This window comes from Streptomyces gilvosporeus, from assembly GCF_002082195.1.
In the GTDB taxonomy this organism is placed as follows: domain Bacteria; phylum Actinomycetota; class Actinomycetes; order Streptomycetales; family Streptomycetaceae; genus Streptomyces; species Streptomyces gilvosporeus.
Genome location: NZ_CP020569.1, coordinates 6,948,736 through 6,974,699, shown reverse-complemented (window position 1 = coordinate 6,974,699; position 25,964 = coordinate 6,948,736). Strand labels below are relative to the sequence as shown.

The window sequence follows — 25,964 nt, the reverse complement described above, 5'->3', positions numbered from 1 at the left end:
AAGACCCCTACGGGCCATAACGTCCGGGGAGCGGGGGATGACTCCCGGCGGCGGGGCCCGAACAGGCAGAAGACCCAGAAGCCGCGGAAGACTCAGAACACGCAGGAGACGCAGAAGACGCAGGAGTTGCAGATGATTCAGACATCGGATGCGATCTCCTCCATCTCACCCCATCAGGTACCCGTCAATACGTAATGGAGATATACGCGTCGAGGCACGACTGTAAGGGACCCACGCCGGAATTTTCCGCAGAGGTTATCCCGTAAGGCGGCGCGCGAGGATTTTGACCTCAAGGCTAACAAATCTCCAGGTCAGACTTATTCCTGCAAATTCCCGCGAATCGAGCCCTTTCCCCGGGCCACGTTGCCAGCTCCTGGTGGCGCAATTTCAAGCAGGTAAAAAAACCGCATGCCACGTTGCCCCGCGCTCAGCAGCCGTGATTACATTCCGCGAACACCGTCGCCGCCACTGACGTCCCCAACGTCCGCCATCGGCTGCGCGGTAACATCGCACCGGGCCGATTGACTTGACGGTCGCTCGGCCGGCGCGAATTCAAAGGCCAGTGATTTGAAGGGAACGGCACGCTATGCGCTTCACCTCCGAGATAAACGCCTCCGAAATTTCCGACAGTGAGCTGGACGGAATTTCCGGCGGGCTCGCCAGCGGCAGCCTCGAGATTGCCGGCCACGGCGGCTCGGTGAACGTCGGCGACGTCGCCGGTACCGCCCAGGCTCTCGCGGCCTCGACGCCCGCCTCGCAGCTCGCCCAGCTGGTCCAGGTGCACACCTTCGGCCTCTGAGCTGCACGCCTGCACCCTGCGCGCCGCCTAGGCCGCATCCGAACCCCGGGACTCCGCGTCCCGGGGTTCCTGCATGTGACGACCATGTGACGACGCGACGGCGTGACGGCGTGACGGCGTGACGGCGCAGCGACAGCACAGCCCCGGCGAGGTTCGCGCCACAATCAGACCGGCACGAATCCCCTTAAACAGGCACACCTTCACCTCACCCAGCGCCCCGTCCAGCGCCCCGCTCCCCCTCCGGGCGGCACCCCGCGAACGATCAAACAAACGGCGGGTTAGCATATGAGCGCCGCCTAGCTCGAAAGATACGCCTGTGACTGTCAACGACGACTCGTTCACCAACTGGAAGAACCGCGAGGAGATCGCGGAGTCGATGATCCCGCTCATCGGGAAGCTGCACCGGGAGCGGGACGTCACGGTCCTGCTGCACAGCCGCTCCTTGGTGAACAAGTCGGTGGTCAGCATTCTCAAGACCCACCGGTTCGCCCGGCAGATCGCCGGCGCGGAGCTCTCGGTCACCGAGACGCTGCCGTTCCTCCAGGCGCTCACCACGCTCGATCTCGGCCCCTCGCAGATCGACATCGGCATGCTCGCCGCGACGTACAGGACCGATGACCGCGGTCTCTCGGTGGAGGACTTCACCGCCCAGGCCGTCGCCGGTGCCACGGGCGACAACAAGATCGAGCGCGCCGAGGGGCGCGATGTCGTCCTGTACGGCTTCGGCCGCATCGGCCGCCTCGTCGCCCGTCTGCTGATCGAGAAGGCCGGCTCCGGCAACGGCCTGCGGCTGCGCGCCCTCGTCGTCCGCAAGGGCGGCGACCAGGACATCGTCAAGCGCGCCTCACTGCTGCGCCGCGACTCCATCCACGGGCAGTTCCAGGGCACGATCACCGTCGACGAGGCGAACAGCACGATCGTCGCCAACGGCAACGAGATCAAGGTGATCTACGCCAACGACCCGACGGAGATCGACTACACGGCGTACGGCATCAAGGACGCCATCCTCATCGACAACACCGGCAAGTGGCGCGACCGCGAGGGCCTCTCCAAGCACCTGCGCCCCGGTATCGACAAGGTCGTCCTGACCGCCCCGGGCAAGGGCGATGTCCCGAACATCGTCCACGGCGTCAACCACGACATGATCAAGCCGGACGAGCAGATCCTGTCCTGCGCCTCGTGCACCACCAACGCGATCGTCCCGCCGCTGAAGGCGATGGAAGACGAGTACGGCGTCCTGCGCGGCCACGTCGAGACGGTCCACTCGTTCACCAACGACCAGAACCTGCTGGACAATTACCACAAGTCCGACCGTCGCGGCCGCTCGGCGCCGCTCAACATGGTCATCACCGAGACGGGTGCCGCCTCCGCCGTCGCCAAGGCGCTGCCCGACCTCAAGGCGAAGATCACCGGCAGCTCCATCCGCGTGCCGGTGCCGGACGTCTCGATCGCGATCCTCAACCTCCAGCTCGCCCGTGAGACCACCCGCGAGGAGGTCCTCGACTACCTCCGTGACGTCTCGCTGACCTCGCCGCTCAAGCGCCAGATCGACTTCATCAGCGCCCCGGACGCGGTGTCGAACGACTTCATCGGCTCGCGCCACGCCTCGATCGTCGACGCCGGCGCCACCAAGGTCGAGGGCGACAACGCGATCCTCTACCTCTGGTACGACAACGAGTTCGGCTACTCCTGCCAGGTCATCCGCGTCGTCCAGCACGTCTCCGGGGTGGAGTACCCGACGTTCCCGGCGCCGGCGGTCTGATCCCGGCAGTGAGGGGCAACCGCGCCGGTGGGCGTGCGGTTGCCCCTTTGCCTTGCGGCTGGTGACGAGTGCGTGCGGGCCCGCCCGGCGTTCGGGACTGCCCGGGCGTCCGGGCGCAGCGGGCCGCGGGCGCACCTCCGGCCCGGACTCGTTCGCCTGATCGTCCATCCCATGGCCAGGTGATGGACACTGTGTCTATGCCCCTGCATCTGTCGGACCTCCTGTCCCGGCCCGACCTGAACCTCTCGGTCGCCTATGACGTGCCGCCGCAGCTGCTGGCGCGCACCATCGAAGCGGCGACCGTCTCGGACCTGCTGACTCCGGGCAAGTGGCTCCAGGGCGGTGAGCTGCTGATGACCATCGGCCTGCTGCTGCCGATGGAGCCGGCCGCCTGCCGGGCGTATGTCCGGGACGTGGCCGAGGGCGGCGCGGCGTGTCTGGCGCTGGGGCTCGGGCAGGGGCTGCCGTACCAGGAGGCGCCCGAGCCCCTGGTCCGGGCGGCGCGGGAGGCCGGGCTGCCGCTGCTGACGGTGCCGGACGAGGTGCCGTTCATCGCCGTGACCAAGGCCGTTTTCGATGCGCGGGCCGATGAGCAGCGCGCGGTGCTGCACCGGGCGTTCGCCACCCAGCGGCGGCTGACCGCCGCGGCGGCCGGGGACGGGCTGCGGCCGATGCTGGAGGAGTGGACGGCCGCGACGGGGGTGGGCGCGGCGGTGCTCGACCCGCTCGGGCGGCTGCTCGCGGCGGGTGAGCGGGGGGCCGGTCCGCCGCCGGCGGAGGCGCGGGATCTGATCGAGCGGGTCGCGGCGCGGGGGCTGCGCGGCAGCGCGTCCAGTACGGCCGCGGGGCGGCAGCTGGAGGTCCAGCCACTGGGCGCGCGGCGGCTGCGCGGCCTGCTGCTGCTCACCGGGCACCCCGACGACGCCGCCCGTTCGGTCGTACCGGGTCTGGTCTCCCTGCTCTCGCTGGAGCTGGAGCGCCGCCATCTGCGCGATGAGCCGGAGCGTCGCCGCAGGTCGGCGCTGCTGTCGGAACTGCTGGCCGAGGAGGAGCCGACGGGCGGCCGGGCCCGCGACATCCTGGCCTCGGCCGGCCTGACCGCGGAACGGGTGCGCGGTGTGGCGGTGGAGCCCGCGGGAACGGGCCGGAGCGCGCCGTCGCCCCCGGAGAGCGCCATCGCCGATATGGCCGCGGACCTGGCGCTGGCGATGCCCGGGGGCCTGGTCAGGGTGAGCGGCACGGTCGTCGAGGCGGTCGTCGGCGAGGATCTGGACACCCGCGAGGTGCTCGGCCGGTTCGCGCCGCGCTGCCCGGCCGGGATCGGTCCGGCGGTGGCCCCGGAGGCCGTACGGGTCTCGCTGCGGCAGGCGACCGGGCTGCTCGCGGTGAGCCGTTCGAGCGGCGCGCCGGCCGAGGCCCGGGAGAGTCAGGCCAGCAAGCTGCTGCTCGATCTGGGCGACCGCCGCACGCTGCACGGCTATGCCGACACCGTGCTCGGCCCGCTCGATCTGGCCGACAACGGCGAGGAGTTGATCGCCACTCTGGCGGCCTGGCTGGAGACCGGCGGCGCCTGGGACGCCACCAGCCGCCGCCTCGGCGTCCACCGCCACACCGTACGCAACCGCCTCGACAAGGTCATGGCCCTCACCGGCCGCCGCCTGGACGATCCCGACGACCGCTTCGACCTGTGGCTGGCCGCTCGCATCCGCCGCGGGGGGCCGCCGGCCGTCCTCTGAGGAGACCGCCCGGCCCCGGTACTCGAAGGCCCGCAACGCGCCCGAACCCGCCCGCACTTCACTCTCGCCCCGGCACCGTCTTTACTTCGACCATGGCTTATGAGATCCGCAGCATTCCCCGGGACGCCGCCCCGGCGCCCGCCCCCGGTCCGGCGCCGGGCCGTGCCCCCGGGCGCGGCAAGTTGGTGGCGGTCAGCGATCTGCACGTCCGGTACGACGAGAACCGTGACATCGTCGAGCGGCTGCACCCGGAGTCCGACGACGACTGGCTGCTGATCGCCGGCGATGTCGGCGAGTACACCGCCGACATCCGCTGGGCGCTCACCCTGCTCAGCAGCCGCTTCGCCAAGGTGGTGTGGGTGCCGGGCAACCATGAACTGTGGACGCCGAGCGAGGACCCGGTACAGCTGCGCGGCGTCGCCCGCTACCAACATCTCGTCGGCATCTGCCGGGAGTTGGGCGTGCTGACTCCGGAGGATCCCTACCCCGTCTGGGAGGGCGAGGGCGGCCCGGTCGTCATCGCCCCGCTCTTCCTCCTCTACGACTACAGCTTCCGCATGCCGGGACTGGCCACCAAGGACGCCGCCCTGGCCGCCGCCGAAGAGGCCGGTGTGGTCTGCACCGACGAGTTCTTCCTCCACCCCGACCCGTACCCGACGCGCGAGGCGTGGTGCCGGGCGCGGGTGACGGCCACCGAGGCCAGACTCGCCGCCGTCCCCGAGGGGTTGCCCACCATCCTCATCAACCACTGGCCGCTGGTCCGCGAACCCACCCGGCCCCTGTGGCACCCGGAGTTCGCGCTGTGGTGCGGCACCGAGGAGAGCGCCGACTGGCCGCGCCGCTTCCGGGCCGCGACCGTGGTCTACGGCCATCTCCACATCCCCCGGTTGCTGATCTGCGACGGCGTGCCCCACCAGGAGGTCTCGCTCGGCTATCCGCGCGAGTGGCGCCGCCGCTCCGCCGCACCGGGCCGCCCGGTGCAGATCCTGCCCGCCACGGCCACGGCCGTCTCCGACCCCACCGGAACCCACGCATGATCGAAAAACTGCTGCCGGCGCCCATCGCGACGGCCGAGTCCTTCGAGGACCTCCCGCTGTCCGAGATGTACCCGGAGGAGTGGGCGCTGGTCGAGAACGCGGTGCCCAAGCGGCAGAAGGAGTTCGGCACCGTACGCGGCTGCGCCCGCACCGCACTGTCGCACTTCGGCATCGACCCCGCCCCGATACTCCCCGGCCCCGGCCGCGCCCCCCGATGGCCGGACGGCATCGTCGGCGCGCTGACCCACTGCAACGGCTACCGCGCGGCGGCGGTGGCCCGCGCGCGGGACATACTGACCGTCGGCCTGGACGCCGAGCCCAACCAGCCCATCAACGACCCCGGGGTGCTCGACCTCGTCGCCCTCCCCGAGGAACGCGCCCAGCTCCGCCACCTGGCGAAGGTGGAGCCCGAAGTCTGCTGGGACCGCCTGCTGTTCAGCGCCAAGGAGAGCGTCTACAAGGCGTGGTACCCGCTCACCGGCCGCTGGCTGGGCTTCGAGGACGCCCTCCTCACCCTCGACCCCACCGACGCCACCTTCACCGCCCGCCTCCTCGTGCCCGGAGCTCGGGTCGACGGGGCAGAGCTCACCGAATTCAGCGGGCGGTGGATGGTGGAGTCGGGGTTTGTGGTGACGGCGGTGGTGATGGGGCGGTAGGGGGCGGCTGGTCGGGGGGCGGGGGTGCGTCCCGGTGGAGCATCCAGGTGCCCTGGTGCCACGGTCGCCGATCCCCCCAGTCCCCCGGTCGCCGGCCCCCTCGGTTCCCAGGAGCAAGTTCCTTGGTCCCCGCATCTGCCCCGGGCGCGGCCGTTCGCTAGGGTCGGTCGCCGCAGCATCAGGGAATCGGGGGAAACATGCTGAAGAGCAAGGCGGACACCATCGCGGCGGCCACGGCCGTGCTCGCCGGGCTGGTGGTTTTCGTGATCAGCAGCAGCGACGCCCCGAACACCGGAGTCCGCGACGCGGGCGAGGCCGTCCAGCAGATGCAGGACGGCGACATGATCACGGTCGACGGCGACACCTTCGTCCTCGAAGTGCGCAACTAGGTTCCGTCAACTGGCAGGCGACCCACGGCAGATGACGCAGATGACGCACCTTGTGGAGCGTGGAGCACACGTGTGCATCATGGGCGTATGACCGATCTTGGAGAGTCCCCGGCCCGCCGGTCCCCGAGCGCCGTCGATGCGGATGCGTTGCTGGCGCTGGCCGACGGTTATCACGCGCGCAGGGTGCGGCCATGGAGCAGTCGCGTGGTTGCCGGGCACCTGGTGAAGCCCTATGCGATCGAGGCGCCGGGACGCGGCGTGACGGACGAGAGCCTGGAGACGGCCCTGCGGCTTGCCGCCGATCACCTGTCATCGGCGTATCTGCGGGGCTCACTTGGGCTTGCCGTGCTGCTCGTCCATGCCGGTGGCGACGGTGACTACGTCCTGGTGCAGACGTGGATCGAGGGGTACATGTCCGACCTCGCCGTCTTCGTCGGTCCGGCCGGTGATGCCGCTGGGCTGCGGCCCGGCCGGTCGGGTCTTGCCCCGTGCGTGTGGGAGGCGGCGGTTCTGGCGCACGAACGGGATGCCCTCAGTCGACACGTGCTGGACGGTCAGGGTGCGCTCGACGACCGGCTCGCGGCCTGGCGCGGCGATGTGCTGGAGGGAGAGGTCCGGTGACGGGAGCCGGTTCGGCCAGGGTGCGCCGCGCACGCGTCGCCGATCTTGCACATCTCGCCAACCTGGCGTCCGAGCACGCCGCCTACGAGGGGGCGACGCCCCCGCCGACCGACCTGGCCCGGCGGCTGGCGACGCTGCTGTTCGGTACGGAGAATCCTCGACTGCGGTGCTTCGTCGCGGAGTTGGACGACGGCGACATCATCGGGTACGCCACGTGCGCTCCGGAGGTGTCCACCTGGGACGGGGCAGAGTACCTCCACATGGATTGTCTGTTCCTGCGCGAGGGCCACCGGGGCCGGAAGGTCGGCCCCCTGCTGATGGAGGCCGTGCTGGCCGAAGCACGTGCGCTGGGACTCGGCCAGATCCAGTGGCAGACCCCGCCCTGGAACGCGGACGCGATCAGGTTCTACGACCGGTTGGGAGCCCAGGCGAAGGAGAAGGTGCGGTACCACCTGTCAGTGGGCTGACCTCCGCGGACGCCTCACCGGATCCGTTCTCTGCCGCGACGCGGGATTGCGCGCTCGCGCGCTCGTGCAGTTCGTCCGGGTGCTCACGGGGTGCTGCCGTGGTGCTGGTGGTTCTCCTTCGCCAGGACCGTAACTCCTGGCATCAGGGGCTCCACACCTCTCGGAACAGCACCTCGCACTGGGGCAGACAGGGGTTGTCCGGGCGTCGCCGCGATGCGAGGTTCGATGTCCCGGCAGCTTTCTACGGCAGGAACGGAACCGTGACCATTTCGGCAACGCGGCAGAACGACTGGCTGCGCCGCTTTCATCCCGCTCCGCAGGCCCGGATGCGCCTGGTGTGCTTTCCGCATGCGGGCGGGTCTGCGAGTTACTACTTCCCGATGTCGGCTGCGCTGTCCCCAGCCGTGGAAGTGGCGGCCGTGCAGTACCCGGGTCGGCAGGACCGCAGGCGGGAACCGCGCATCGAGGACATCGGCGAACTCGCGGACCGGATCGACGCGGAGCTGCGGGCCGATGGCGACGGCGCCGGTCTGCCGATGGCGTTCTTCGGCCACAGCATGGGCGCGGTGCTGGCCTTCGAGGTGGCGCTGCGGGTGGAACGCCGGGGCGAGCGCGGCCCGGTCCGGGTGTTCGCCTCGGGACGTCGAGCGCCCGGCCGATTCCGCTCCGACACCGTCCACCAGGAGCCGGATGCCCTGCTGATCGAGGAGATCCGACGGCTGGGCGGCACGGATTCCCGGTGGCTGGAGGACGACGAGCTGAAGGCCGTGGTACTGCCGGTGATCCGCAGCGACTATCGGGCGGTGGAGCGGTACCGGAGCAGGCCGGACGCGGTGATCGATGCCCCCGTCACCGTCCTGACCGGCGACGCGGATCCGCACACCACCCTGGAGGAGGCGGAAGCCTGGCGGGCGCACACCCGCGGCGATTTCGCGCTGTCCACGTTCAGCGGCGGGCACTTCTTCCTGGAGCGGCACCAAGCCGCGGTGATCGACACGGTGACCGAGGCACTGGGGCCGTACCTGGAGCCGCGGTAGCGGCGCCCGCCCAGTGGAGTGCGGGTGCGGCCGGCCGTGTGGGGGTGACACGGCCGGCGCACTCGACCGCTAGAGGTCGGCGCACAGCCCGCCGACTCTGCTGGAGAGCGTCTTGGGCAGGTCCCGGCGGCGCTGCACACGGAGTTTCCGGTAGATGCGGGTGAGGTGCTGCTCCACGGTGCTGACGGTCACATACAGCTTGGCGGCGATCTCGCGGTTGGTGTGGCCGTGCGCGGCGAGCACGGCGACCCGGGCCTCGGCTCCGGTGAGGGCTTCCGCCGCGGCGTTGGGCGAGCCGGTGCTCTGGGCCGGTATCTCGATGCGGTTGTCGGGTGCGGTGTCACCGGGGAACAGCCGCTGGCACAACGGCTCCGCGCCGCAGAGTTTGGCCGTATGCCATGCCTTGTGGGCGAACATCCGGCCCCGGTGCACATCTCCGGCGGCCCGGTAGCCGCGCCCCAACTCGCCCAATGCCATGGCCAGTTGGACACGATCACCACCGTTGCGGAGGATGCCGACGGCCTCCTCCAGCGCTTCGAGGCGCTCGCGCCCGGTGCCCGCGGTGCCCAGGGCGCGCAGCATCATGCCGCGTTCCCGGGCCGGGCTGAGGGACCGCTGTTCCTCGGCGAGTGCGAGGGCCTTCTTCGGTTCGCTGATGGCCAGCCAGGCGTCGGCGGCGTCGATGCGCCAGGGGACGAGTTCCGGGGCGTCCATGTGCCAGCGCCGCATGAGGTCACCGCACATGAGGAAGTCGCCGAGCGCGGCGTGGAAGCGGCCCGTCGCCAGGTACCAGCGCCCTCTGGCGCGGCGGAAGTGCAGTCCGGGCAGGGTGTCGAGGTGGCTTTCGGGAGCGGTGTGGTTGAGCAGCTCCATGGCGTCGTCGTAGCGGCCCATCTCGGTGTACGCGAGGACCAGGGTGGCCAGCGGGAAGTACGCGGCGACGCCCCACGCCTGCCGCGGCAGTGCCGCTAAAGCCGACTCCGCGTGGTCCGCGGCGGTGACGAGATCGCCCTGACGGCGCGCGATCTCACCGCGGACCGCGGTCAGCAGCGCCTGCCACGTCAGCCCGTAGCGCTCATCGCATTCGGCCAGGAGCCGGTCGCACCAGGACTGTGCGAGGTCCGTACTACCCGCGTAGAGGAGCGCAAAAAGAGCGAGGGCCAGCGGCCAGACCGAGCCGTCGGACAGCCGGAAACGCTGGAGCAGCCGGGTGGCCAGGATCACGCCCCGCTGCGGCGAGTCGCCGGACAGCGCCGCGGAGACCGCCGATGCGGCGTGCTGGTGGGCGATGTATGCGGTGTCGCCCAGAGGTTCGGAGGCGAGGGAGACGTCCGGCAGTTCGCCCGGGGCGACGGCGAGGTGGGCGGGGCTGATCACGGCGAGCCACTGCCGGGCGACGGCGAGCGCCTCGCGCTGCTCGGCGCTCGACCAGGTGGCGGACCGCTCCAGCACCTCGAGGACGGTGGCGGCCTGGTCCAGCCAGCCGCCCCAGATCAGATAGCCCACGCACACGATCAGCTCGTCGGGCGTGAGCCGCTCCTGTGTCATCTCCGGTACGAGCGTCGACAGATGCTCACCGAGGGCCGACGGGTTGGACCGCCACAGCACATTGGCGAGCCGGACCTGTACGGCGATGCGCTCCTGCTCTCTGGTGCTGCATTTCTGAGCCAGCGTCAGACAGTCCCGGGCGAACGTGGCGTCGCCGTCGAGCAGCGCGTATTCCGCCGCCTCGCGCAGCACGGGGACGGTCCATTCCTCGCCCTGCGGCGCAGTACGGATGAGGTGGCGGGCCACCTCGGAGGCCGCGGCGCCGTCGTTGCGCAGCAGCACGGCGGCGCGGTGGTGCAGGCCGGCGAGTTCGGCCTCCGGTACCGCGTCGAGGACGGCCCGCGCGCCCGCCTCGTCACGGAACCGCCCGTGGCGGAAGAGTCCGTTGTGGGCCAGGCCGCGCACTCCGGCCTCGATCACCCGGGTGGGCAGGTCGAGGAGTCGGCTGAGCAGGGTTGCCGTGGCGGCGGTGGCGAGGACCGCGGTGCCGCGGGCGAGGGCCAGCGCCTCGGGCCCGCAGCGGTGCAGGGTCTCGATGACGGCTCCGGCGTAACTCTCCCCGCGCGTCAGTGCCGCAGCGGTCCCTTCGTGCTCGTCGCCGTACGCCAGCTGATCCTCCAGCAGCGCCCGGACCAGCAGCGGATTGCCGCTGGTGGCCGCGTACAGGTCGGCGGCCAGCGCCTCGGACGCCGGTCCCGGGAGGCACTGGGCGAGCATCCGCGCCACGCCGTCCTCGGAGAGCGGCTGGAGGCGCAGGCGCCGGCAGTGGGGCTGGCTGAGCAGTTCGCCCAGGGGCGCCGAACGGCCCTGGGGCAGCTGGGAAGAGGCGGTGACCACCATGAGAACCCGTGCGCTGCGGACGCGATGGGCCAGGCTGGTCAGCAGCTGGAGGGAGAGTTCGTCGCCGAGGTGGACATCGTCCACGGCGATGACCATCGTCCGGTCCTTGGCCAGCTCCAGGACGGATTCGGCGATGGCCGGGAAGAGACGCACCGTGCAGTGCTTCCTGTCCTCGGGCTCCTTGTCCATCAGGCGCAGTACGTCGTCGCGTACCGCGGATTCCTGCGGGAGGCCGGCGAACAGTCTTTTGGCCAGTCCCAGCGGCCAGCGCTGCTCCGCCGCGGCGCCGGTGGCCTCGAGCAGCAGTGCGCCGCCGGCGACGGCCTGTTCGGTGAACTGCACCAGGAGTTCGGTCTTGCCGGTTGCCACGGCACCGGTGACCACGGCCACCCGGCCGCGCCCTTCATCGGCCGCGTCGCGCATTTCACCGAGGGCGGCCAGCTCGGTCTCGCGTTCAACAATGAATGATGACGTCAACAAAATCGTTTCCCCCGTACCGCAGCGCACACGAGATAGGCCTGCGCACCGCAATGGTCCCGATCAGGAATGGCAGTAAAACCGGCAGCCGCGGGAGGTCAGCCCACGGAAACTGCCGCATATCGGCGCACCCGCCAGAACGGCGGTGCACGCGTAACAGTCGATGACGTCCAAGAGGCCGTTCGGTTCAATTCCGGCGGAACCGTGGCCCGGTCGCCGGAATGCCTCTCCACTGCCCCTGCGGTGTGCGCATCCGCTCTGTGTCACCTCCCTGTGACGTGCGGTCACTCCCCCTGAGTGCCGCTCGAATCGGAAATAAAACGACCTGTCGGCCGGTTTTTTTACCGTGAAGCTGTAGGGCCGTAAGGCCGCGGGGATCCATCCCGGATCCCTTGCGCCGGGCGCGTCAGTGGCGCGCGGTGCGGCGAAGGCGCCTCTACGCCGACTCGCACCGTATCGAAGGAAAGCGAACGAGCCACGAAGCAGTTGGTGATTGTTCCTTCATACGACACCCACTCCCGCTCACACAGGTATGCCCACGTCGCCAGGGCGGATGGCACGAACCCCTGTTCTGGCGCATTACGCATTTAACCAGCGAGACAAAGGTAGGGGGTACCCCTAAACCTGTTGTGCAAGGGGTAGACGAGTCACTTGAGTCGCTCGGAGCATCACCAGTCCCACTGACAACGATGCCTGAGGCGCAGTTCAGAGGAATAGGGAATGAACAATTCCACTTATCCTCCGGCGAGTTGGGTGATCGCACAGTGATGGACACCACTCGCCTCGGTGCGTGACTCCGACGCCCTGCACCTCAACTCCACCTGAACCAGCGGGGATCCGGCACCCGGGTGCATAGGGGTTGTTCACCCTCTGCGTCCAAAAATAGCCTCTGGCCGCGGACGCAACGTCCCCTCGGCCGAGCCTTCGGGACCGGCCGGCGCCCTGCCGGCCGGTCCCGAGGCAGGAACGGGAGCCGGAATTCACCGATGACGCGGCAGGCACCGCCCCCGCGCCCTTCGGAACACCCGCACCCCTCGGTGCGCTTCGCCGTCACCTGCACGCTCCTCACGGAACGAGGTATTTCGACCATGACCACGCACTTGTCCCCACAGGAATCAGCGGTGGGCATCGCCGGCACCGTGCCGGAGGCACTGCGGCTGCGCAGCGTGAAGGAGCCCGACGAGACCGCGTTCGTCTTTCTTCGCGACGGTGAGGAGCCGGAAGCCGCGCTCACCTACCGGGAGTTGCACCAGGCCGCACTCGACCGGGCGGCGGCGCTGACGGACGCGGGACTCGCCGACGGCCGGGTGGTGCTGCTGTACCCCTCGGGCCTGGAATTCGTCCGGGCCCTCCTCGGCTGCATGTATGCGCGCGTGGCGGCCGCCCCTGTCCAGGTGCCCACGCGGCAGCGCGGTCTGGTGCGGCTGCGCCGGATTGCGGACGACGCGCGGGTGACCACCGTGCTGACCACCGGTGCCGTCAAACGCGACCTGGAGGAACGATTCGGCGACCGGCCGGAGCTGGCCGGGCTCACCCTGATCGACACCGAGGCGACACGGGAGGGCGCGGGCGCCGGCTGGACCGGTCCCGAGCCGGCCGGCGACGATGTCGCGCTGCTCCAGTACACCTCGGGGTCGACCGGCGACCCCAAGGGCGTGGTGATCACGCACCGCAACTTCCTGAGCAATGTGGCCGAGACCGAGGAGCTGTGGCCCTCGCCGTCGGACGGCGCGGTGGTCTCGTGGCTGCCGCTCTTCCACGACATGGGCATGCTCTTCGGCATCATGCTGCCGCTGTGCTCCGGAGTGCCCGCCTATCTGATGGCGCCGGACGCGTTCATCCGCCGGCCGGGCCGGTGGCTGGAGGCGATCTCGCGGTTCCACGGCAGCCACGCCGCGGCGCCCAGCTTCGCCTACGAGCTGTGTGTACGGGCCCTGGCCGAGGGCAAGATCGCCGACGACATCGATCTGTCGTCGTGGCGGGTGGCAGCCAACGGCGCCGAGCCGGTGCGCTGGCACGCCGTCCGCTCCTTCACCGAGGCATTCGCCAAGGCGGGTTTCGCCGCCACCGCGATGTGCCCCGGGTACGGCCTCGCCGAGAACACCCTCAAGGCCACCGGCAGCCGCTGGGACGAGGAGCCGACGGTGCTCTGGGTGGCCTCGGAGGCGCTGACGGCCGGCCGGGTGGAACGCTGCCGAGCGGGCGCCGAAGGAGCCCAGCCGCTGGTGAGTGCCGGTGTCACCGTGCCCGGCACCCGGCTGCGGATCGTCGAGCCCGGATCCCGTACGGCGCGCGGTGAGCGCCAGGTGGGAGAGATATGGCTGGCCGGCCCATGTGTGGCCACGGGCTATCTGGACCGCCCCGAGGAGAGCGCGGAGACCTTCGGCGCACGGGTCGCCGGGGAGAGCACCACCGCGTATCTGCGCACCGGTGATCTGGGGTTCGTGCACGACGGCGAGCTGTACGTCACCGGCCGGCTCAAGGACGTCATCATCCGCAACGGCCGCAACTTCTACCCGCAGGACATCGAGCTGTCGGCGGAGAGCACGGTGCCGGGACTCCAGCCGAACTGCGCCGCCGCCTTCTCCGTGGACGACGGCAACCAGGAGCGGCTGGTCCTGGTGGTGGAGGCCGACGGCAGGGTGCTGCGCAGACTCTCCTCCGAAGTGGTGCGGGAGCTGATCCGGCAGGCGGTACGCGACGGCCAGCGGCTGGACCCGGACGAGATCGTGCTGGTGCGCCGGGGTGTGCTGCCGCGGACCACCAGCGGCAAACTGCAGCGGCGGGCCTGCCGACAGCTGTATCTGGCCGGTGAGTTGAAGGCCGCCGTCGCCGCCACCGCCGTCCTCACCACCGCCGCCACCGCTACGGAACGGAGCGCCAGATGACCAAGCAGACGACCGCCGAGCGGCTCGCCGAACTCACGGAACTGCGCACGGAGTTGGCGGCACACGCCGACTCCGATGCCGTACGGCGCCAGCACGAGCGGGGCAAGCTCACCGCCCGCGAGCGCATCGAGGCGCTACTGGACCCCGGCACCTTCGTCGAGCTGGATGCGGTGTCACGGCACCGCAGCCACGAATTCGGGCTCTACGAACGGCGGCCGCTCGGCGACGGTGTGGTCGTCGGCCACGGTCTGATCGACGGGCGCCGGGTATGCCTGTTCTCCCAGGACTTCACCGCCTTCGGCGGCAGCATCGGCGAGGCATCGGGCGCCAAACTGCACAAACTGATGGACCTGGCGGTCAGCATCGGCTGCCCGGTGATCGGCATCAACGACGGCGGCGGCGCCCGTATTCAGGAAGGCGTCGTCTCCCTCGGCTACTACGCCGAGCTGATCAAACGGCATGTGGACTGCTCGGGCGTCATCCCGCAGATCTCGCTGCTGATGGGCCCGTGTGCGGGCGGTGCCGTCTACGCGCCGGCGCTCACCGACTTCGTCGTGATGGTCGAGGGCCTCTCGCATATGTTCGTCACCGGCCCCGAGGTGCTGCGCAGCGTGACGGGCCAGGCGGTCGACCGTGAGGAGCTGGGCGGCGCGCACAGCCACAACACCGTCTCCGGCAACGCCCACTACCTGGCGCAGGACGAGAAGGAGGCGTTCGAGTACGTACGGCAGCTGCTGTCGCATCTCCCCTCCAACAACATGGAGGATCCGCCGGTCTTCGAGGCTCCCGCCGAGAGCGGCCGGAGCGCGGTCGACAACGAGCTGGACACGCTCATTCCCGACCAGGCGAACCGGCCGTACGACATGCTGCGCGTGGTGCGCACCGTCCTCGACGACGGCGACCTGCTGGAGGTACAGCCGCTGTTCGCACCGAACATCATCTGCGGCTTCGGCCGGGTGGACGGGCACAGCGTGGGCATCGTGGCCAACCAGCCGCTGGTCTCCGCGGGGGTCCTCAATATCGACGCCAGCGAGAAGGCCGCGCGGTTTGTCCGGATGTGCGATGCCTTCCATGTACCGGTGCTGACCTTCGTGGACGTACCGGGCTTCATGCCGGGCCTCGACCAGGAACACGGCGGCATCATCCGGCGCGGCGCCAAGCTGCTGTACGCCTACTCGGAGGCGACGGTCCCGATGGTCACGGTCGTCACCCGCAAGGCTTACGGCGGCGGTTACGGCGTCATGGGCTCCAAGCACCTGGGCGTCGACATCAATCTGGCCTGGCCGACCGCCGAGATCGCCGTCATGGGCGGTGAGGGCGCGGTGGGCGTACTGCACCGGCGCGCCCTCCAGCAGGCGGCGGACCCTGAGGCGGAGCGGGCGCGGCTGCTCGATGCCTACGAACGCGCCCTGCTGAACCCCTATATGGCGGCCGAACGCGGCTACGTGGACGCGGTGATCATGCCGCATGAGACCCGGTCGGCCGTTGCCACGGCACTCGAGACGCTGCGCGGTAAGCGCGCCAGCAGACTGCCGCGCAAGCACGGGAACATCCCGCTTTGACTCCTCCCCCTCGTGAACGAGGGGGATTCCTAGCTCACTTCGCCTGACACCCAGCAGGTGGCAGGGCTTACAAGATCAGCACTAGCCGGGTTGAGACCAGCCCGGACGAGCATAACGCGGGCGGAGTTCTTGTCCCTGCGGCACGCTCGCCCCTTCGGCGAGCCACGACGTTGCCCTGCGGGCCTCGGTCAGCATCTTGTCGAGCTGCGCCGGGCCGCAGGTCAGCTTCTCGCCGGTCGCTTCCGCGGCCCGGTGGAACAGGCACCGAGCGCACCCGGCATCCTCCGTCTTCGCTTCCGACGTCTTGCACATCAACCTATCGGGGAGGACTGACAGTTGACTCGGATTGAGCTATGCGGTGTCCCTCACCTGCGGGAATGGTGGACGCCGAATCACCCTGGCGGCGATTCGGCTATCCCCGTCCTGCTCCGCAGGAGTGCGATTTCTCCCCCACGTGAACGCGGGGGCATTCTCGGAGGAATCCGGTGACGGCGAACGGGGCGCCCGTCGCCGCCGCCGGGCCCGACATCCAGGTGCTGCGGGGCAACGCCACCAGCGAGGAGGTGGCCGCAGCGGTGGTGGCGATCCTCGCCCGGCTCCACTCGGGCGCCGCCCCTCCGGCATCCGAACACCGGCCCGCGCGACGCACCTGGGGGGCGCCGGCCGCGCGGATGACCCACGCACCGGGGCAACGGGGCGCGGGGGCCTGGCGCTTCGGCGTATGAGGGCGGCGGGCCAGCCGGGCCGATGGCAGTCGAGAAGACCCGATACGAAGAAATCGACACGAAGAATCCGCCGCGAAGAGCCGTCGAGAAGAGAAACGAGAGAACCGATTGTGCGCAAGGTACTGATCGCGAACCGTGGCGAGATCGCCGTTCGGGTTGCCCGAGCCTGCCGGGACGCCGGGATCGGGAGTGTGGCGGTCTACGCCGAGCCCGACCGGGACGCCCTGCATGTCCGTGCGGCAGACGAGGCCTACGCCCTGGGCGGTGACACCCCGGCCACCAGCTACCTCGACATCGCCAAGGTGCTCCAGGCCGCCGCCGACTCCGGCGCGGACGCCATCCACCCCGGCTACGGCTTCCTCTCCGAGAACGCCGAATTCGCCCAGGCCGTCCTGGACGCCGGACTGACCTGGATCGGCCCGCCGCCGCACGCCATCCGCGACCTCGGCGACAAGGTCGCAGCCCGCCACATCGCCCAGCGCGCCGGCGCACCCCTGGTCGCCGGCACCCCCGACCCCGTCTCCGGATCCGACGAGGTCGTCGCCTTCGCCCAGGAACACGGCCTGCCCATCGCCATCAAGGCCGCCTTCGGCGGCGGCGGCCGCGGCCTGAAGGTCGCCCGCACCCTCGAAGAAGTCCCCGAGCTCTACGACTCCGCCGTCCGCGAGGCCGTGGCCGCCTTCGGCCGCGGCGAATGCTTCGTCGAGCGCTACCTCGACCGCCCCCGCCACGTCGAAACCCAGTGCCTGGCCGACAAGCACGGCAACGTCGTAGTCGTCTCCACCCGCGACTGCTCCCTCCAGCGCCGCCACCAGAAGCTGGTCGAGGAGGCCCCGGCGCCCTTCCTCTCCGACGAACAGAACGCCGAGCTCTACCGCGCCTCCAAGGCCATCCTCAAGGAAGCCGGCTACGAAGGCGCCGGCACCTGCGAATTCCTCGTCGGCCAGGACGGCACCATCTCCTTCCTGGAGGTCAACACCCGCCTCCAGGTCGAACACCCCGTCACCGAAGAGGTCACCGGCCTCGACCTCGTCCGCGAAATGTTCCGCATCGCCGACGGCGAGGAACTCGGCTACGACGACCCCGCCGTGCGCGGCCACTCCTTCGAATTCCGCATCAACGGCGAAGACCCCGGCCGCAACTTCCTGCCCGCACCCGGCACCGTCACCACGTTCGACGCACCCGCCGGCCCCGGCGTGCGCCTGGACGCGGGCGTGGAGTCCGGCTCGGTCATCGGCCCCGCCTGGGACTCCCTCCTCGCCAAACTCGTCATCACCGGCGCCACCCGCGCACAGGCCCTCCAGCGCGCCGCCCGCGCCCTGAACGAATTCACCGTCGAGGGCATGGCCACCGCCATCCCCTTCCACCGCACGGTCGTCAAGGACCCGGCCTTCGCACCCGAACTGACCGGCTCCACCGAACCGTTCACCGTCCACACCCGCTGGATCGAGACCGAGTTCGTCAACGAGATCCCCCCGTTCGAGGCGCCGGGAGAGGCGCCGGGAACCGAGGAGACGGGGAGCGACGCACGCGACACCATCGTGGTCGAGGTCGGCGGCAAGCGCCTGGAGGTCTCCCTTCCCTCCTCGCTGGGCATGCCGCTCGCCCGCGCCGCGGTCGCCGGCGGCGCCAAGCCCAAGCGCAAGGCCACCAAGAAGTCCACCGGCGCCGCCTCCGGCGACGCCCTGGCCTCCCCGATGCAGGGCACCATCGTCAAGGTCGCCGTCGAAGAGGGCCAGCAGGTCGTCGAGGGCGAACTGGTCGTCGTCCTGGAGGCCATGAAGATGGAACAGCCCCTCAACGCCCACCGCTCCGGCACCATCAAGGGCCTGACCGCCGAGGTCGGCGCCGCCCTCACCTCCGGCGCGGTGATCTGCGAGATCAAGGACTGACCGCACGAGGGCTGGACGACCGGACCGGCCGGAGCATTTTCTTCAGGGTGTTCTTGGGGTCCACCGCGATCACCTCGAAGTTCCGTACGGTGCACTGCACCCGCCGGAAGAGATTCTCCGGTCCGGTGACAAATACCGTGCGTACGCCGAGATTCACCAGTGAGTTCACCACGGCGGGCCAGTCGATGGGGACATCGAAGGTATCGAGGAGCATGCCGCGCATATCCTCGGCCGTTTCCACCACGCGGCCGTCCTGGTCGGCGATCACGGGGATTTCCGGGGCCCGGACACCATATCGGGGAAACACTGCGTCCGCCGCCCTGCGACGGAGTCCGTGGAAGGCTCTGGCGTGTACCGGCGGGCGCATCGTGGCCATCGAGTATCCGCCCATCGCGCTGACGGATTCCTTGAAATCGGCCAGCAGTCGGGCGCTGAGCGACACCATGAAGAAGCCCTCGTCGAGGCGGCCGGAGATCTCGTACCAGTGGCCTTGTTCGGCGAGTTGCGACAGGTACTCGTCCAGGCTGTGCTCGGGGACGCGCATCACCGAGTGGGTCACCACGTCGGCGTGCTCGGTGGCGAAGTACTCCTGCTCGTCGCGGGCGAGTTCGGCGGTCATCCGCACCACGTCGGGGAAGTCGAGGGAGCCCGTCCAGACCGCGGCCGCCTTCTGGCCGAAGCTGGGGCCGACGCAGTAGTCGGGGCGCATGCCCAGCTCCTCCTCGGCACGGTGGGCGAGCGCGAGGGAGTTGACCAGAAAAGCCACCTGGGTATATTCGGAATATTCCTCTTCGGACTCGTAGAAGCGGTCCAGAAGGGAATATCCGAGGGCCGCGTCGGCGATCGGGAGCAGCCGCCGGACATAGGGGTCGAGCACCATGAACTTTCCGACCGCGGCGAAGCTTGACGGCCCCATTCCGGGGAATATCAGAGCGGTCTTCTCGTTCATCGGCGCTACACCTCATATGAGTCGGCAGTCAGTGTGAGTCACGTTATGGCGGGCACCACACGGGCCGACACCCCATAGAACCCCTATGCCGCCCGGCACCCGAGCGATGACCAAGGTGCTGACAGGGGTTGTCCGGCTTCCCGGCGGAGAAATAGCGTGCTTTCGCCGACCCCTGAGGTCTCGTATTCCCCCGTTCCCGGACCTGGTGAATTTCCGCGCCAGCACCGCCCAGCGGCCGAGAGGTTTCCCCCATGACGTCAGCCACCCCGACGCCGATGACCATGCTCGTGCCGGACTTCCCCTTTTCCTATGACAGTTGGCTGGCGCATCCGGCCGGCCTGGGGACCCTGCCCGCCGGACGGGCCGGTACGCCGGTGGCCGTCGTCGGCGCCGGTATGGCCGGGCTGACGGCGGCGTACGAACTGCTGCGCCTGGGTCTGCGGCCGGTGCTGTACGAGGCGGAGCGGATCGGCGGGCGGATGCGCTCGGTGCCGTTCCCGGCCGCCCCGGAGCACGTCGCGGACATGGGGGCCATGCGCTTTCCCGTCTCGGCGCGGGCGCTGTTCCACTACATCGGCCTCCTGGGCCTGGCCACCCGGCCGTTTCCCAACCCCCTGTCCCCTGCCACCCCCGGCACCCTGATCGATCTGAACGGGCAGCGGGAGTGGGCCCGTACCGCCGAGGAGTTGCCGGCCGTCTTCCAGGAGGTCGCCGAGGCGTGGGAGAAGACCCTCCAGGAGCGTGCGGAGCTTTCCACCCTGTGCAGCGCGATCCGGCAGCGGGACACCCGAACCCTCAAGCTGGTGTGGAACCGGCTGGTGGCGGCCTTCGACGACCAGTCGTTCTACGGCTTTCTGGCCACCAGCCCGGCCTTCCGGTCCTTCCGCCACCGCGAGATATTCGGCCAGGTGGGTTTCGGTACCGGCGGCTGGGACACCGACTTCCCCAACTCGGTGCTGGAGGTCCTGCGGGTCGTGGTGACCGAGGCCGACGCCCATCAGCTGTCCCTGGTGGGCGGCGCCGAGCAGCTGCCGCGCGGGCTGTGGGAACACCGGCCGGAGCGCCTGGTCCACTGGCCGCGGGGCACGTCGCTGGCATCCCTGCACGAGGGGTCGCCGCTGCCCGGCGTGACCGCCATCCGCCGGGCGGCGGACGGTTTCCGGCTCACCGATCGCAGCGGCGCGACCCGCACCTATCCGGCGGTGGTCTACACCCCGCATGTGTGGACGCTGCTCAATCGCGTCTCGTGCCCGCCCGATCTGCTGCCCGCGGAGCACTGGACGGCGGTGGAGCGCACGCACTACATGGGGGCGTCGAAGCTGTTCGTGCTGACGGACCGGCCGTTCTGGCGCGATACGGCGCCGGGCGGCGGCCGGGAGGCGATGGGCATGACGCTCACCGACCGGCTGGCGCGCGGGGTGTATCTCTTCGACGACGGTCCGGACCGGCCCGGGGTGATGTGCCTGTCGTACACCTGGAACGACGACTCGTTGAAGGTGGCGACGCTGTCGGCCGGGGAGCGGCTGGCGGTGCTGCTGGAACGGCTGGCGGAGATCTATCCGGGCGTGGACATCGCCTCGCATGTCATCGGCGATCCGGTGACCGTCACCTGGGAGACGGAGCCGCATTTCATGGGCGCCTTCAAGGCGAATCTGCCGGGTCAATACCGGTATCAGCGGCGGCTGTTCACCCACTTCCTCCAGGACGGGCTGTCCCCCGCGCAGCGCGGTCTGTTCCTGTGCGGCGACGACATCTCGTGGACCGCGGGCTTCGCCGAGGGCGCGGTGACCACGGCGCTGAACGCGGTGTGGGGCGTGGTGCGGCATCTGGGCGGGGCGTCCGCCGCCGGCAATCCGGGGCCGGGCGATCTGTTCGGCGAGCTGGCGCCGGTCGAGCTGCCCGATGCATGACGCCCGGTGGGTTCGTCCGGGCCTGCCGTCGTGAAGACAAGGGATGGTAGGGGGGCGGATAAGGGTTCCCCGGCGGCTCCGCAACTTGAAGACTCTTTCCTGGTGAGGGGCGTGTTCCGCCCCTCCGGACGGACGGCCGCGTCAATCTTCCGCACGCCGTCCCGCCGGTGCGACTGCTCCCCGTGAATACCGGGACCACTCATGCAGCACACCGGCCATGCCCGGCATGAGGAAGGAAGCGTGCGACCACATGAGCGCGAAAATCTTTGCCCCCGACTCGGTACGGACCCTGGACGATTTCGAGCGCGACGCTCTCCTCATCGCACAGGTGCTCCGCGAGCAGGGCGTCGGCCCCGCAGAACGTGTCACGCTCAAGGCCGGCAACTCCCCCGCCTGGATGGCCACCCTGCTCGCGTTGATGCACCTGGGTGCCTCGATCGTGCTGGTCGACCAGCAGGAACACGCCGAAGAGACCCGCCGGATCATTCTGCGCACCGGCACCAAGCTGGTGCTGTGCGACGAGGACGCGCCGCTGGACGCCGGTCAGGAGGCGCTGCATCTCTACGAGTTGCTGGTGTCCGCGGCCGGCCGGACGCCGGTCGAGGAGCGGCTGGACATCGAGACCTGGTGTGATCTCCCGGACGGCCTGATCATGTGGACGTCCGGCTCGACCGGCTCCCCCAAGGGCGTGGTGAAGTCCGGCCGGAAGTTCCTGGAGAACCTTCGGCGCAACGCCGCGCAGGTCGGGCACCGTGAAGACGATGTGCTGCTGCCGCTGCTGCCCTTTGCCCATCAGTACGGGCTGTCCATGGTGCTGATCGCCTGGCTGGTGCGGTGTTCCCTGGTGATCGCGCCGTACCGGCGGCTGGACCGGGCGCTGACCATGGCCGCCGAATCGGACGCCTCGGTCATCGATGCGACGCCGGCCAGCTATCGCAGCATGCTCAACCTCGTCACCCGCAAGCCGGCCCTGCGCCCGGCCCTGGATGCGGCGCGGATGTTCTGCGTCGGAGCGGCGCCCCTGGACGCCCCGCTGGTCGAGAGGTACGTCGGCGAGTTCGGGCGGCCGCTGCTGGACAGTTACGGCAGTACGGAGCTGGGCAATATCGCGTTCGCGACGCCGGAGAACCCGGTGGCCTGCGGGCGGGTCATGGACGGCATCCGGCTGCGGGTCGTCGACGACGAAGGGCGTACGGTCGCCGCGGGCCAGGCGGGCGAGCTGGAGGTCGACACCCCCGATGCGATGGAAGGGCAACTGGCCGAGGACGGCACGCTGGTGCCGCTGCCCGAAGGCTGGCAGCGCACGGGTGACCTCGGATATCTGGACGCGGACGACAACCTCTACGTCCTGGGCCGCAAGTATGCGGTGCACCGGATGGGCTACACCCTCTATCCGGAGCTGATCGAGCGGTCGGCGGCCGCCAAGGGGTGCTCGGTCAGGATCGTCGCGCTGCCGGACGAGCGGCGGGGGGCACAGCTGGTGTTCTTCGTGGAGGACGACGAGGGACGGGAGACGGCGTACTGGCGGGAGCGGCTGAAGGACCTGCTCGCCGCCTACGAGCGTCCCGACCGGGTGGTGGTGCTCGACCGCTTCCCGCTCAACCGCAACGGCAAGCCGGACAAGCGGCAGTTGGAGCGCCTGGCGCAGGAGTGAGGCGGGCGCCGGAGGCGGCCCGCGCGGAACGCGGAACAGAGCCCCGGGACGGCGGTCCGTCCCGGGGCTCTGTGGTGTCCCCGGCCGGCCACGGGACCGGCCGGGAAGCGGTTGCGGATCAGACCTCGCGCGCCGAGCGGCTGGCCGCGTAGTACTCCCGCAGCCACTTGCCGATGACGGGGTAGAGCCGGCGGGAAACGGCCAGCAGTTCGGCCGGGGGCGTGAACTCCGGGTCCAGTTCGTCCGCCCAGGCGGAGAACGAGTTCTGGAAGCCCGCCTCGATGAGCATCGGGTACATCACGGGCATGCGCCAGGGGTACTCGTATCCGGTGGCGAGCAGATGGGTGGAGACGGTCTGGACGATCTCCTCCCGGCTCTCGGGGGCGATCGGCGACCGTACGGGCCGGAAGGCGTCCCAGTCGAGGTGGTGCTCCTCGCCGAGCAGACGGCGCGTCATCTCCTCCGCCAGGAGCGGGGAGAGGTGCAGTCCGTCGCGGTAGGTGCCGGTCATCATCCACAGTCCCTCGACACCGGCCTCGCCCAGCAGCGGGAAGCCGTCGAGCGACACCGGGCGGTTGCCCACCTGGAGCTTGTGCACACCGCTGCCCCACAGGTCGCGCCGGACCTGACGGGCCGAGCACTCGAGCAGGAAGAGGACGTCACCCATGGCGGGGATGGTCACCGGTTCCGGCGAGATGACGTTGGTGGCGCCGACGTAGACCTCTCCTTCGCCGCGCGGCAGGACGTGCAGGCCGCAGGCGAAGGCGCGGTTGGGGGTGCGCAGCACGCTGCGCGGCCCGCTGCCGCCCTCGGTGCGCATCAGGGCCGAGACGCCGTAGCCGCTGACCAGGCGCGGGATGCGGGCGGACAGCTCGGGCATGGTGTCGAGCAGTTCCTGGGTCCGGGCGCCGCCGGCCAGGACCACGCGCGCGCTGGACAGCTGCGCTCCCGAGGCGAGGGTGACGCCGTTGATGCGGCTGTCCTGGTGATGGAGCCGGACGGCGGTGTCGTCGACGACGGTGCCGCCGCGCCGGACGAAGGCCGTCTGGAGCCGGTCGAGCAGTTCGGGGGTGTTGACGGCGTGTTCGCCGGGGATGTGCATGGCGCGCAGGGGGCGGGCGTTGGGGTCGGGGTCCAGCCATTCGATGTCGGCCGGGTCGACGTCCTCGTACGGCTCGTCGTACGTGTCGAGCATGTCGCGGATGGCGGTGAAGTTGGCGTCGTCGATGGCCGCCATGCCGACGGTGTTGAGCATGACGGTGGTGCCGTCGGCGGTGCGGATGTCCTCGCCGGGGGCGTCCTCGTCGAGCGCGGTCAGCCAGGAGTCCCACATCTTCGCGGCCCGGACGCCGAAGTCCATTTTGGTGCGGCCGTGTTCGGACTTCAGCAGCGTGGTCGTGACCTCGCCGAAGCAGCCGAGCATGGCTCCGGCGGCAGTGGAGGCCGCGGTCGGCCGGTGGGCCTCACCGATGAGTGCGACCCCGAGCCCGCGGCGGGCCAGCGTCAGCCCGAGCGAAAGACCGAGCACTCCATTGCCGACGACGACCACATCAAAGGTTTTTTGATCGATAGAGCTGGTGGTCACGGTCACAGTCTCCCTTTTGGCTGGGCTGACGAGCGGGGCGCGCGCCGAATTCCGCATTCCGCACGGCCGCGCCCCGAATTCCTGTGGCCAAAACTAAGCGGCCCCTATTGCCCGGCCAACCCCTAACCGCCCCTTGATGGATGAGGGGGTTAAGGGGATTTCCCCCAGCTCTTTTCCCGTTCTTGGACAACCTCTCACCAGCGGTGCTCCGGCGGTTACGGCGGGGTGCTCAGGTGGCGACCTCGACGGCGAGGCGCCAGGACCGCTGGGTGTCGTCGGGGCCGGTTTCCAGCGTTCCGCCGACCAGTGCGAGGCGTTCGCGCATTCCGGTAAGGCCGTATCCGGACACCGGCGGTCCGTCGTCGACGAACTTCGGGCGCGGGATGTCGTTGCACACTTCCAGCCGCACCTGATCGGTGCCGTAGTCCAGGGCGACGGTCACCGCGCCTCCGGGGGCGTGCTTGGCGGCGTTGGTGAGTGCCTCGCGGGCGGCCCGGACGAGGGCGACGACGGGCCCGGAGGGCAGCGGGCGCACGGTGCCGGAGGTGGTGAGCCGTACCTCGGTGTGATGGTCGCGGCCGAAGTGCTCGACCAGATCGGCCAGCATGTCCGGGAGGGGGATGACATCGTCGCGCAGCGCGGCGACGGCGGCCGCCGCCTCGGCCAGACCGTCGTCGGCGAGCCGGTTGGAGCGCTGGACCCGGGCGCGTGCGCCGTCGATGTCGCCGTTGTCCAGCAGGGAGTCGGCGGCCTTGAGCTGGACGGTCAGCGCGCCGAGGGAGTGCGCGAGGACGTCGTGGATCTCCCGCGCGATCCGGGCCCGCTCGCCCAGCACGGCCACCTGTGCCTGTTCCTGTTGCATCAAGTTGGCCTGGTCCAGCAGCTGTTCGGCCTGGTGGGCACGGAGTTGGTACTGGCGCTGGTTCAGGCCGAGGAGGGTGAGCAGGAGCAGCATGACGGTGTAGCCGGCCAGATCGCCCAGGCCGGCGCCGCCGGCGGCCGAGGTGAGCAGGGTCAGCAGCAGGCAGCCGCCGACCACCATCCACAGGGCGGCCGTCCGCGGCCGGTGCCAGGCGGTGAACCGGCCGAGCACCACGCTCACCATGATCACGGCGGTGGAGTCATGGGCCCAGCCGGCGGTCGCGGCGGGCAGCGCGGCGCTGAGCACCAGCGCGATGCCCGCCGCGCGCGGCCGGTTTTCGACGAGGAAGTGGAAGACGAACCAGCAGGCGAAGCTGGCGGCGTAGACCGCCCATACGGCCACGGAGCCTTCGCGGGCGGTGGCCAGCGTGCCGATCAGCAGTCCGAGCCCGACGATCTGCATGACCAGACTCGCGGGGGCGTATGACGCCGGGAAAACCCCCCGGCCGTCCGTGGCGCGCACCATCTCTCCCGACCGGACGTCGCCACGAACACCGGGCTCGGCTACG

General features: G+C 70.0%; 19 protein-coding genes and 1 pseudogene. 15 read left to right on the top strand and 5 right to left on the bottom strand.

What is annotated here, in order from left to right; translation table 11 throughout:
• The first annotated feature begins 586 nt into the window (after window positions 1–586).
• From B1H19_RS30880 to B1H19_RS30840, 9 genes are all read left to right on the top strand, one after another.
• Window positions 587–799 (top strand): hypothetical protein, encoded by a 213-nt coding sequence (locus B1H19_RS30880; RefSeq protein WP_083107989.1) that lies wholly within the window; start codon window positions 587–589, stop codon window positions 797–799.
• A 316-nt stretch (window positions 800–1,115) separates the two neighbouring features.
• Window positions 1,116–2,561, top strand: coding sequence for a glyceraldehyde-3-phosphate dehydrogenase (locus B1H19_RS30875; protein ID WP_083107988.1), 1,446 nt, complete (start codon window positions 1,116–1,118; stop codon window positions 2,559–2,561).
• A 197-nt stretch (window positions 2,562–2,758) separates the two neighbouring features.
• Window positions 2,759–4,297 carry a PucR family transcriptional regulator gene (locus B1H19_RS30870; protein ID WP_083107987.1) on the top strand — a complete coding sequence of 513 codons (1,539 nt, stop codon included), beginning with the start codon at window positions 2,759–2,761 and terminating at the stop codon, window positions 4,295–4,297.
• 92 nt (window positions 4,298–4,389) lie between these two features.
• Window positions 4,390–5,334: a metallophosphoesterase family protein gene (locus tag B1H19_RS30865; RefSeq protein ID WP_083107986.1), complete on the top strand. Its 945-nt coding sequence runs from the start codon at window positions 4,390–4,392 to the stop codon at window positions 5,332–5,334.
• Entirely contained in the window at window positions 5,331–5,990 is a 660-nt protein-coding gene (locus tag B1H19_RS30860; protein ID WP_083107985.1) for a 4'-phosphopantetheinyl transferase family protein, read from the top strand. The genes B1H19_RS30865 and B1H19_RS30860 overlap by 4 nt, the downstream gene beginning before the upstream one ends.
• A gap of 197 nt (window positions 5,991–6,187) precedes the next feature.
• Window positions 6,188–6,379: a hypothetical protein gene (locus B1H19_RS30855; RefSeq protein WP_083107984.1), complete on the top strand. Its 192-nt coding sequence runs from the start codon at window positions 6,188–6,190 to the stop codon at window positions 6,377–6,379.
• Between the two features lie 87 nt (window positions 6,380–6,466).
• Window positions 6,467–7,000 carry a hypothetical protein gene (locus tag B1H19_RS30850; protein WP_083107983.1) on the top strand — a complete coding sequence of 178 codons (534 nt, stop codon included), beginning with the start codon at window positions 6,467–6,469 and terminating at the stop codon, window positions 6,998–7,000.
• Window positions 6,997–7,467, top strand: a complete 471-nt coding sequence (locus tag B1H19_RS30845) for a GNAT family N-acetyltransferase (protein WP_083107982.1) — start codon at window positions 6,997–6,999, stop codon at window positions 7,465–7,467. Before B1H19_RS30850 ends, B1H19_RS30845 begins: the two co-directional genes overlap by 4 nt.
• A 260-nt stretch (window positions 7,468–7,727) precedes the next feature.
• Entirely contained in the window at window positions 7,728–8,504 is a 777-nt protein-coding gene (locus B1H19_RS30840) for a thioesterase II family protein (protein ID WP_418361484.1), read from the top strand.
• 69 nt (window positions 8,505–8,573) lie between these two features.
• On the opposite strand, the gene B1H19_RS30835 is transcribed toward B1H19_RS30840, so the two are convergent.
• Complete coding sequence (locus B1H19_RS30835; protein WP_159028162.1) at window positions 8,574–11,369, bottom strand: AAA family ATPase; 2,796 nt, start codon at window positions 11,367–11,369, stop codon at window positions 8,574–8,576.
• Between the two features lie 1,088 nt (window positions 11,370–12,457).
• On the opposite strand from B1H19_RS30835, the gene B1H19_RS30830 reads away from it, so the two are divergent.
• Both B1H19_RS30830 and B1H19_RS30825 read left to right on the top strand, forming a co-directional pair.
• On the top strand, window positions 12,458–14,257 hold the full coding sequence (locus tag B1H19_RS30830) for a fatty acyl-AMP ligase (RefSeq protein ID WP_083107980.1): 1,800 nt from the start codon (window positions 12,458–12,460) through the stop codon (window positions 14,255–14,257).
• On the top strand, window positions 14,254–15,819 hold the full coding sequence (locus B1H19_RS30825; RefSeq protein WP_083107979.1) for an acyl-CoA carboxylase subunit beta: 1,566 nt from the start codon (window positions 14,254–14,256) through the stop codon (window positions 15,817–15,819). The genes B1H19_RS30830 and B1H19_RS30825 overlap by 4 nt, the downstream gene beginning before the upstream one ends.
• 120 nt (window positions 15,820–15,939) lie before the next feature.
• Here the strand turns inward: B1H19_RS30825 and B1H19_RS40055 are convergent.
• Window positions 15,940–16,131: pseudogene (locus B1H19_RS40055) on the bottom strand (RNA-guided endonuclease TnpB family protein); the annotation flags it as partial.
• Window positions 16,132–16,304: 173 nt separating this feature from the next.
• Between B1H19_RS40055 and B1H19_RS30815 the strand changes: the two are divergent.
• Together B1H19_RS30815 and B1H19_RS30810 are read left to right on the top strand one after the other, a co-directional pair.
• A complete protein-coding gene (locus B1H19_RS30815; protein ID WP_083107977.1) occupies window positions 16,305–16,544 on the top strand; it encodes an acyl-CoA carboxylase epsilon subunit in 240 nt (79 codons plus the stop codon).
• A gap of 110 nt (window positions 16,545–16,654) precedes the next feature.
• Window positions 16,655–18,436: an ATP-binding protein gene (locus tag B1H19_RS30810; RefSeq protein WP_083107976.1), complete on the top strand. Its 1,782-nt coding sequence runs from the start codon at window positions 16,655–16,657 to the stop codon at window positions 18,434–18,436.
• Here B1H19_RS30810 and B1H19_RS30805 read toward each other — a convergent pair.
• Window positions 18,426–19,385: an ACP S-malonyltransferase gene (locus tag B1H19_RS30805; RefSeq protein WP_083107975.1), complete on the bottom strand. Its 960-nt coding sequence runs from the start codon at window positions 19,383–19,385 to the stop codon at window positions 18,426–18,428. The genes B1H19_RS30810 and B1H19_RS30805 overlap by 11 nt on opposite strands.
• A 251-nt stretch (window positions 19,386–19,636) precedes the next feature.
• On the opposite strand from B1H19_RS30805, the gene B1H19_RS30800 reads away from it, so the two are divergent.
• Window positions 19,637–21,295 carry a flavin monoamine oxidase family protein gene (locus B1H19_RS30800; RefSeq protein ID WP_083107974.1) on the top strand — a complete coding sequence of 553 codons (1,659 nt, stop codon included), beginning with the start codon at window positions 19,637–19,639 and terminating at the stop codon, window positions 21,293–21,295.
• A 250-nt stretch (window positions 21,296–21,545) separates the two neighbouring features.
• Window positions 21,546–22,949, top strand: coding sequence for a class I adenylate-forming enzyme family protein (locus B1H19_RS30795; protein ID WP_083107973.1), 1,404 nt, complete (start codon window positions 21,546–21,548; stop codon window positions 22,947–22,949).
• 118 nt (window positions 22,950–23,067) lie between these two features.
• Here the strand turns inward: B1H19_RS30795 and B1H19_RS30790 are convergent, their stop codons facing one another.
• Together B1H19_RS30790 and B1H19_RS30785 are read right to left on the bottom strand one after the other, a co-directional pair.
• Window positions 23,068–24,534: an NAD(P)/FAD-dependent oxidoreductase gene (locus B1H19_RS30790; RefSeq protein WP_203237266.1), complete on the bottom strand. Its 1,467-nt coding sequence runs from the start codon at window positions 24,532–24,534 to the stop codon at window positions 23,068–23,070.
• A 229-nt stretch (window positions 24,535–24,763) separates the two neighbouring features.
• Window positions 24,764–25,858: a sensor histidine kinase gene (locus tag B1H19_RS30785; protein WP_159028161.1), complete on the bottom strand. Its 1,095-nt coding sequence runs from the start codon at window positions 25,856–25,858 to the stop codon at window positions 24,764–24,766.
• Window positions 25,859–25,964: the final 106 nt, after the last annotated feature.

Bases quoted from the DNA above. Each gene is read 5' to 3' on its own strand.
- B1H19_RS30865 (WP_083107986.1), top strand. From the start codon at position 4,390: ATGGCTTATGAGATCCGCAGCATTCCCCGGGACGCCGCCCCGGCGCCC.
- B1H19_RS30785 (WP_159028161.1), bottom strand. From the start codon at position 25,858: ATGCAGATCGTCGGGCTCGGACTGCTGATCGGCACGCTGGCCACCGCC.
- B1H19_RS30830 (WP_083107980.1), top strand. From the start codon at position 12,458: ATGACCACGCACTTGTCCCCACAGGAATCAGCGGTGGGCATCGCCGGC.
- B1H19_RS30805 (WP_083107975.1), bottom strand. From the start codon at position 19,385: ATGAACGAGAAGACCGCTCTGATATTCCCCGGAATGGGGCCGTCAAGC.
- B1H19_RS30825 (WP_083107979.1), top strand. From the start codon at position 14,254: ATGACCAAGCAGACGACCGCCGAGCGGCTCGCCGAACTCACGGAACTG.
- B1H19_RS30870 (WP_083107987.1), top strand. From the start codon at position 2,759: ATGCCCCTGCATCTGTCGGACCTCCTGTCCCGGCCCGACCTGAACCTC.
- B1H19_RS30800 (WP_083107974.1), top strand. From the start codon at position 19,637: ATGACGTCAGCCACCCCGACGCCGATGACCATGCTCGTGCCGGACTTC.
- B1H19_RS30850 (WP_083107983.1), top strand. From the start codon at position 6,467: ATGACCGATCTTGGAGAGTCCCCGGCCCGCCGGTCCCCGAGCGCCGTC.
- B1H19_RS30855 (WP_083107984.1), top strand. From the start codon at position 6,188: ATGCTGAAGAGCAAGGCGGACACCATCGCGGCGGCCACGGCCGTGCTC.
- B1H19_RS30860 (WP_083107985.1), top strand. From the start codon at position 5,331: ATGATCGAAAAACTGCTGCCGGCGCCCATCGCGACGGCCGAGTCCTTC.
- B1H19_RS30795 (WP_083107973.1), top strand. From the start codon at position 21,546: ATGAGCGCGAAAATCTTTGCCCCCGACTCGGTACGGACCCTGGACGAT.
- B1H19_RS30880 (WP_083107989.1), top strand. From the start codon at position 587: ATGCGCTTCACCTCCGAGATAAACGCCTCCGAAATTTCCGACAGTGAG.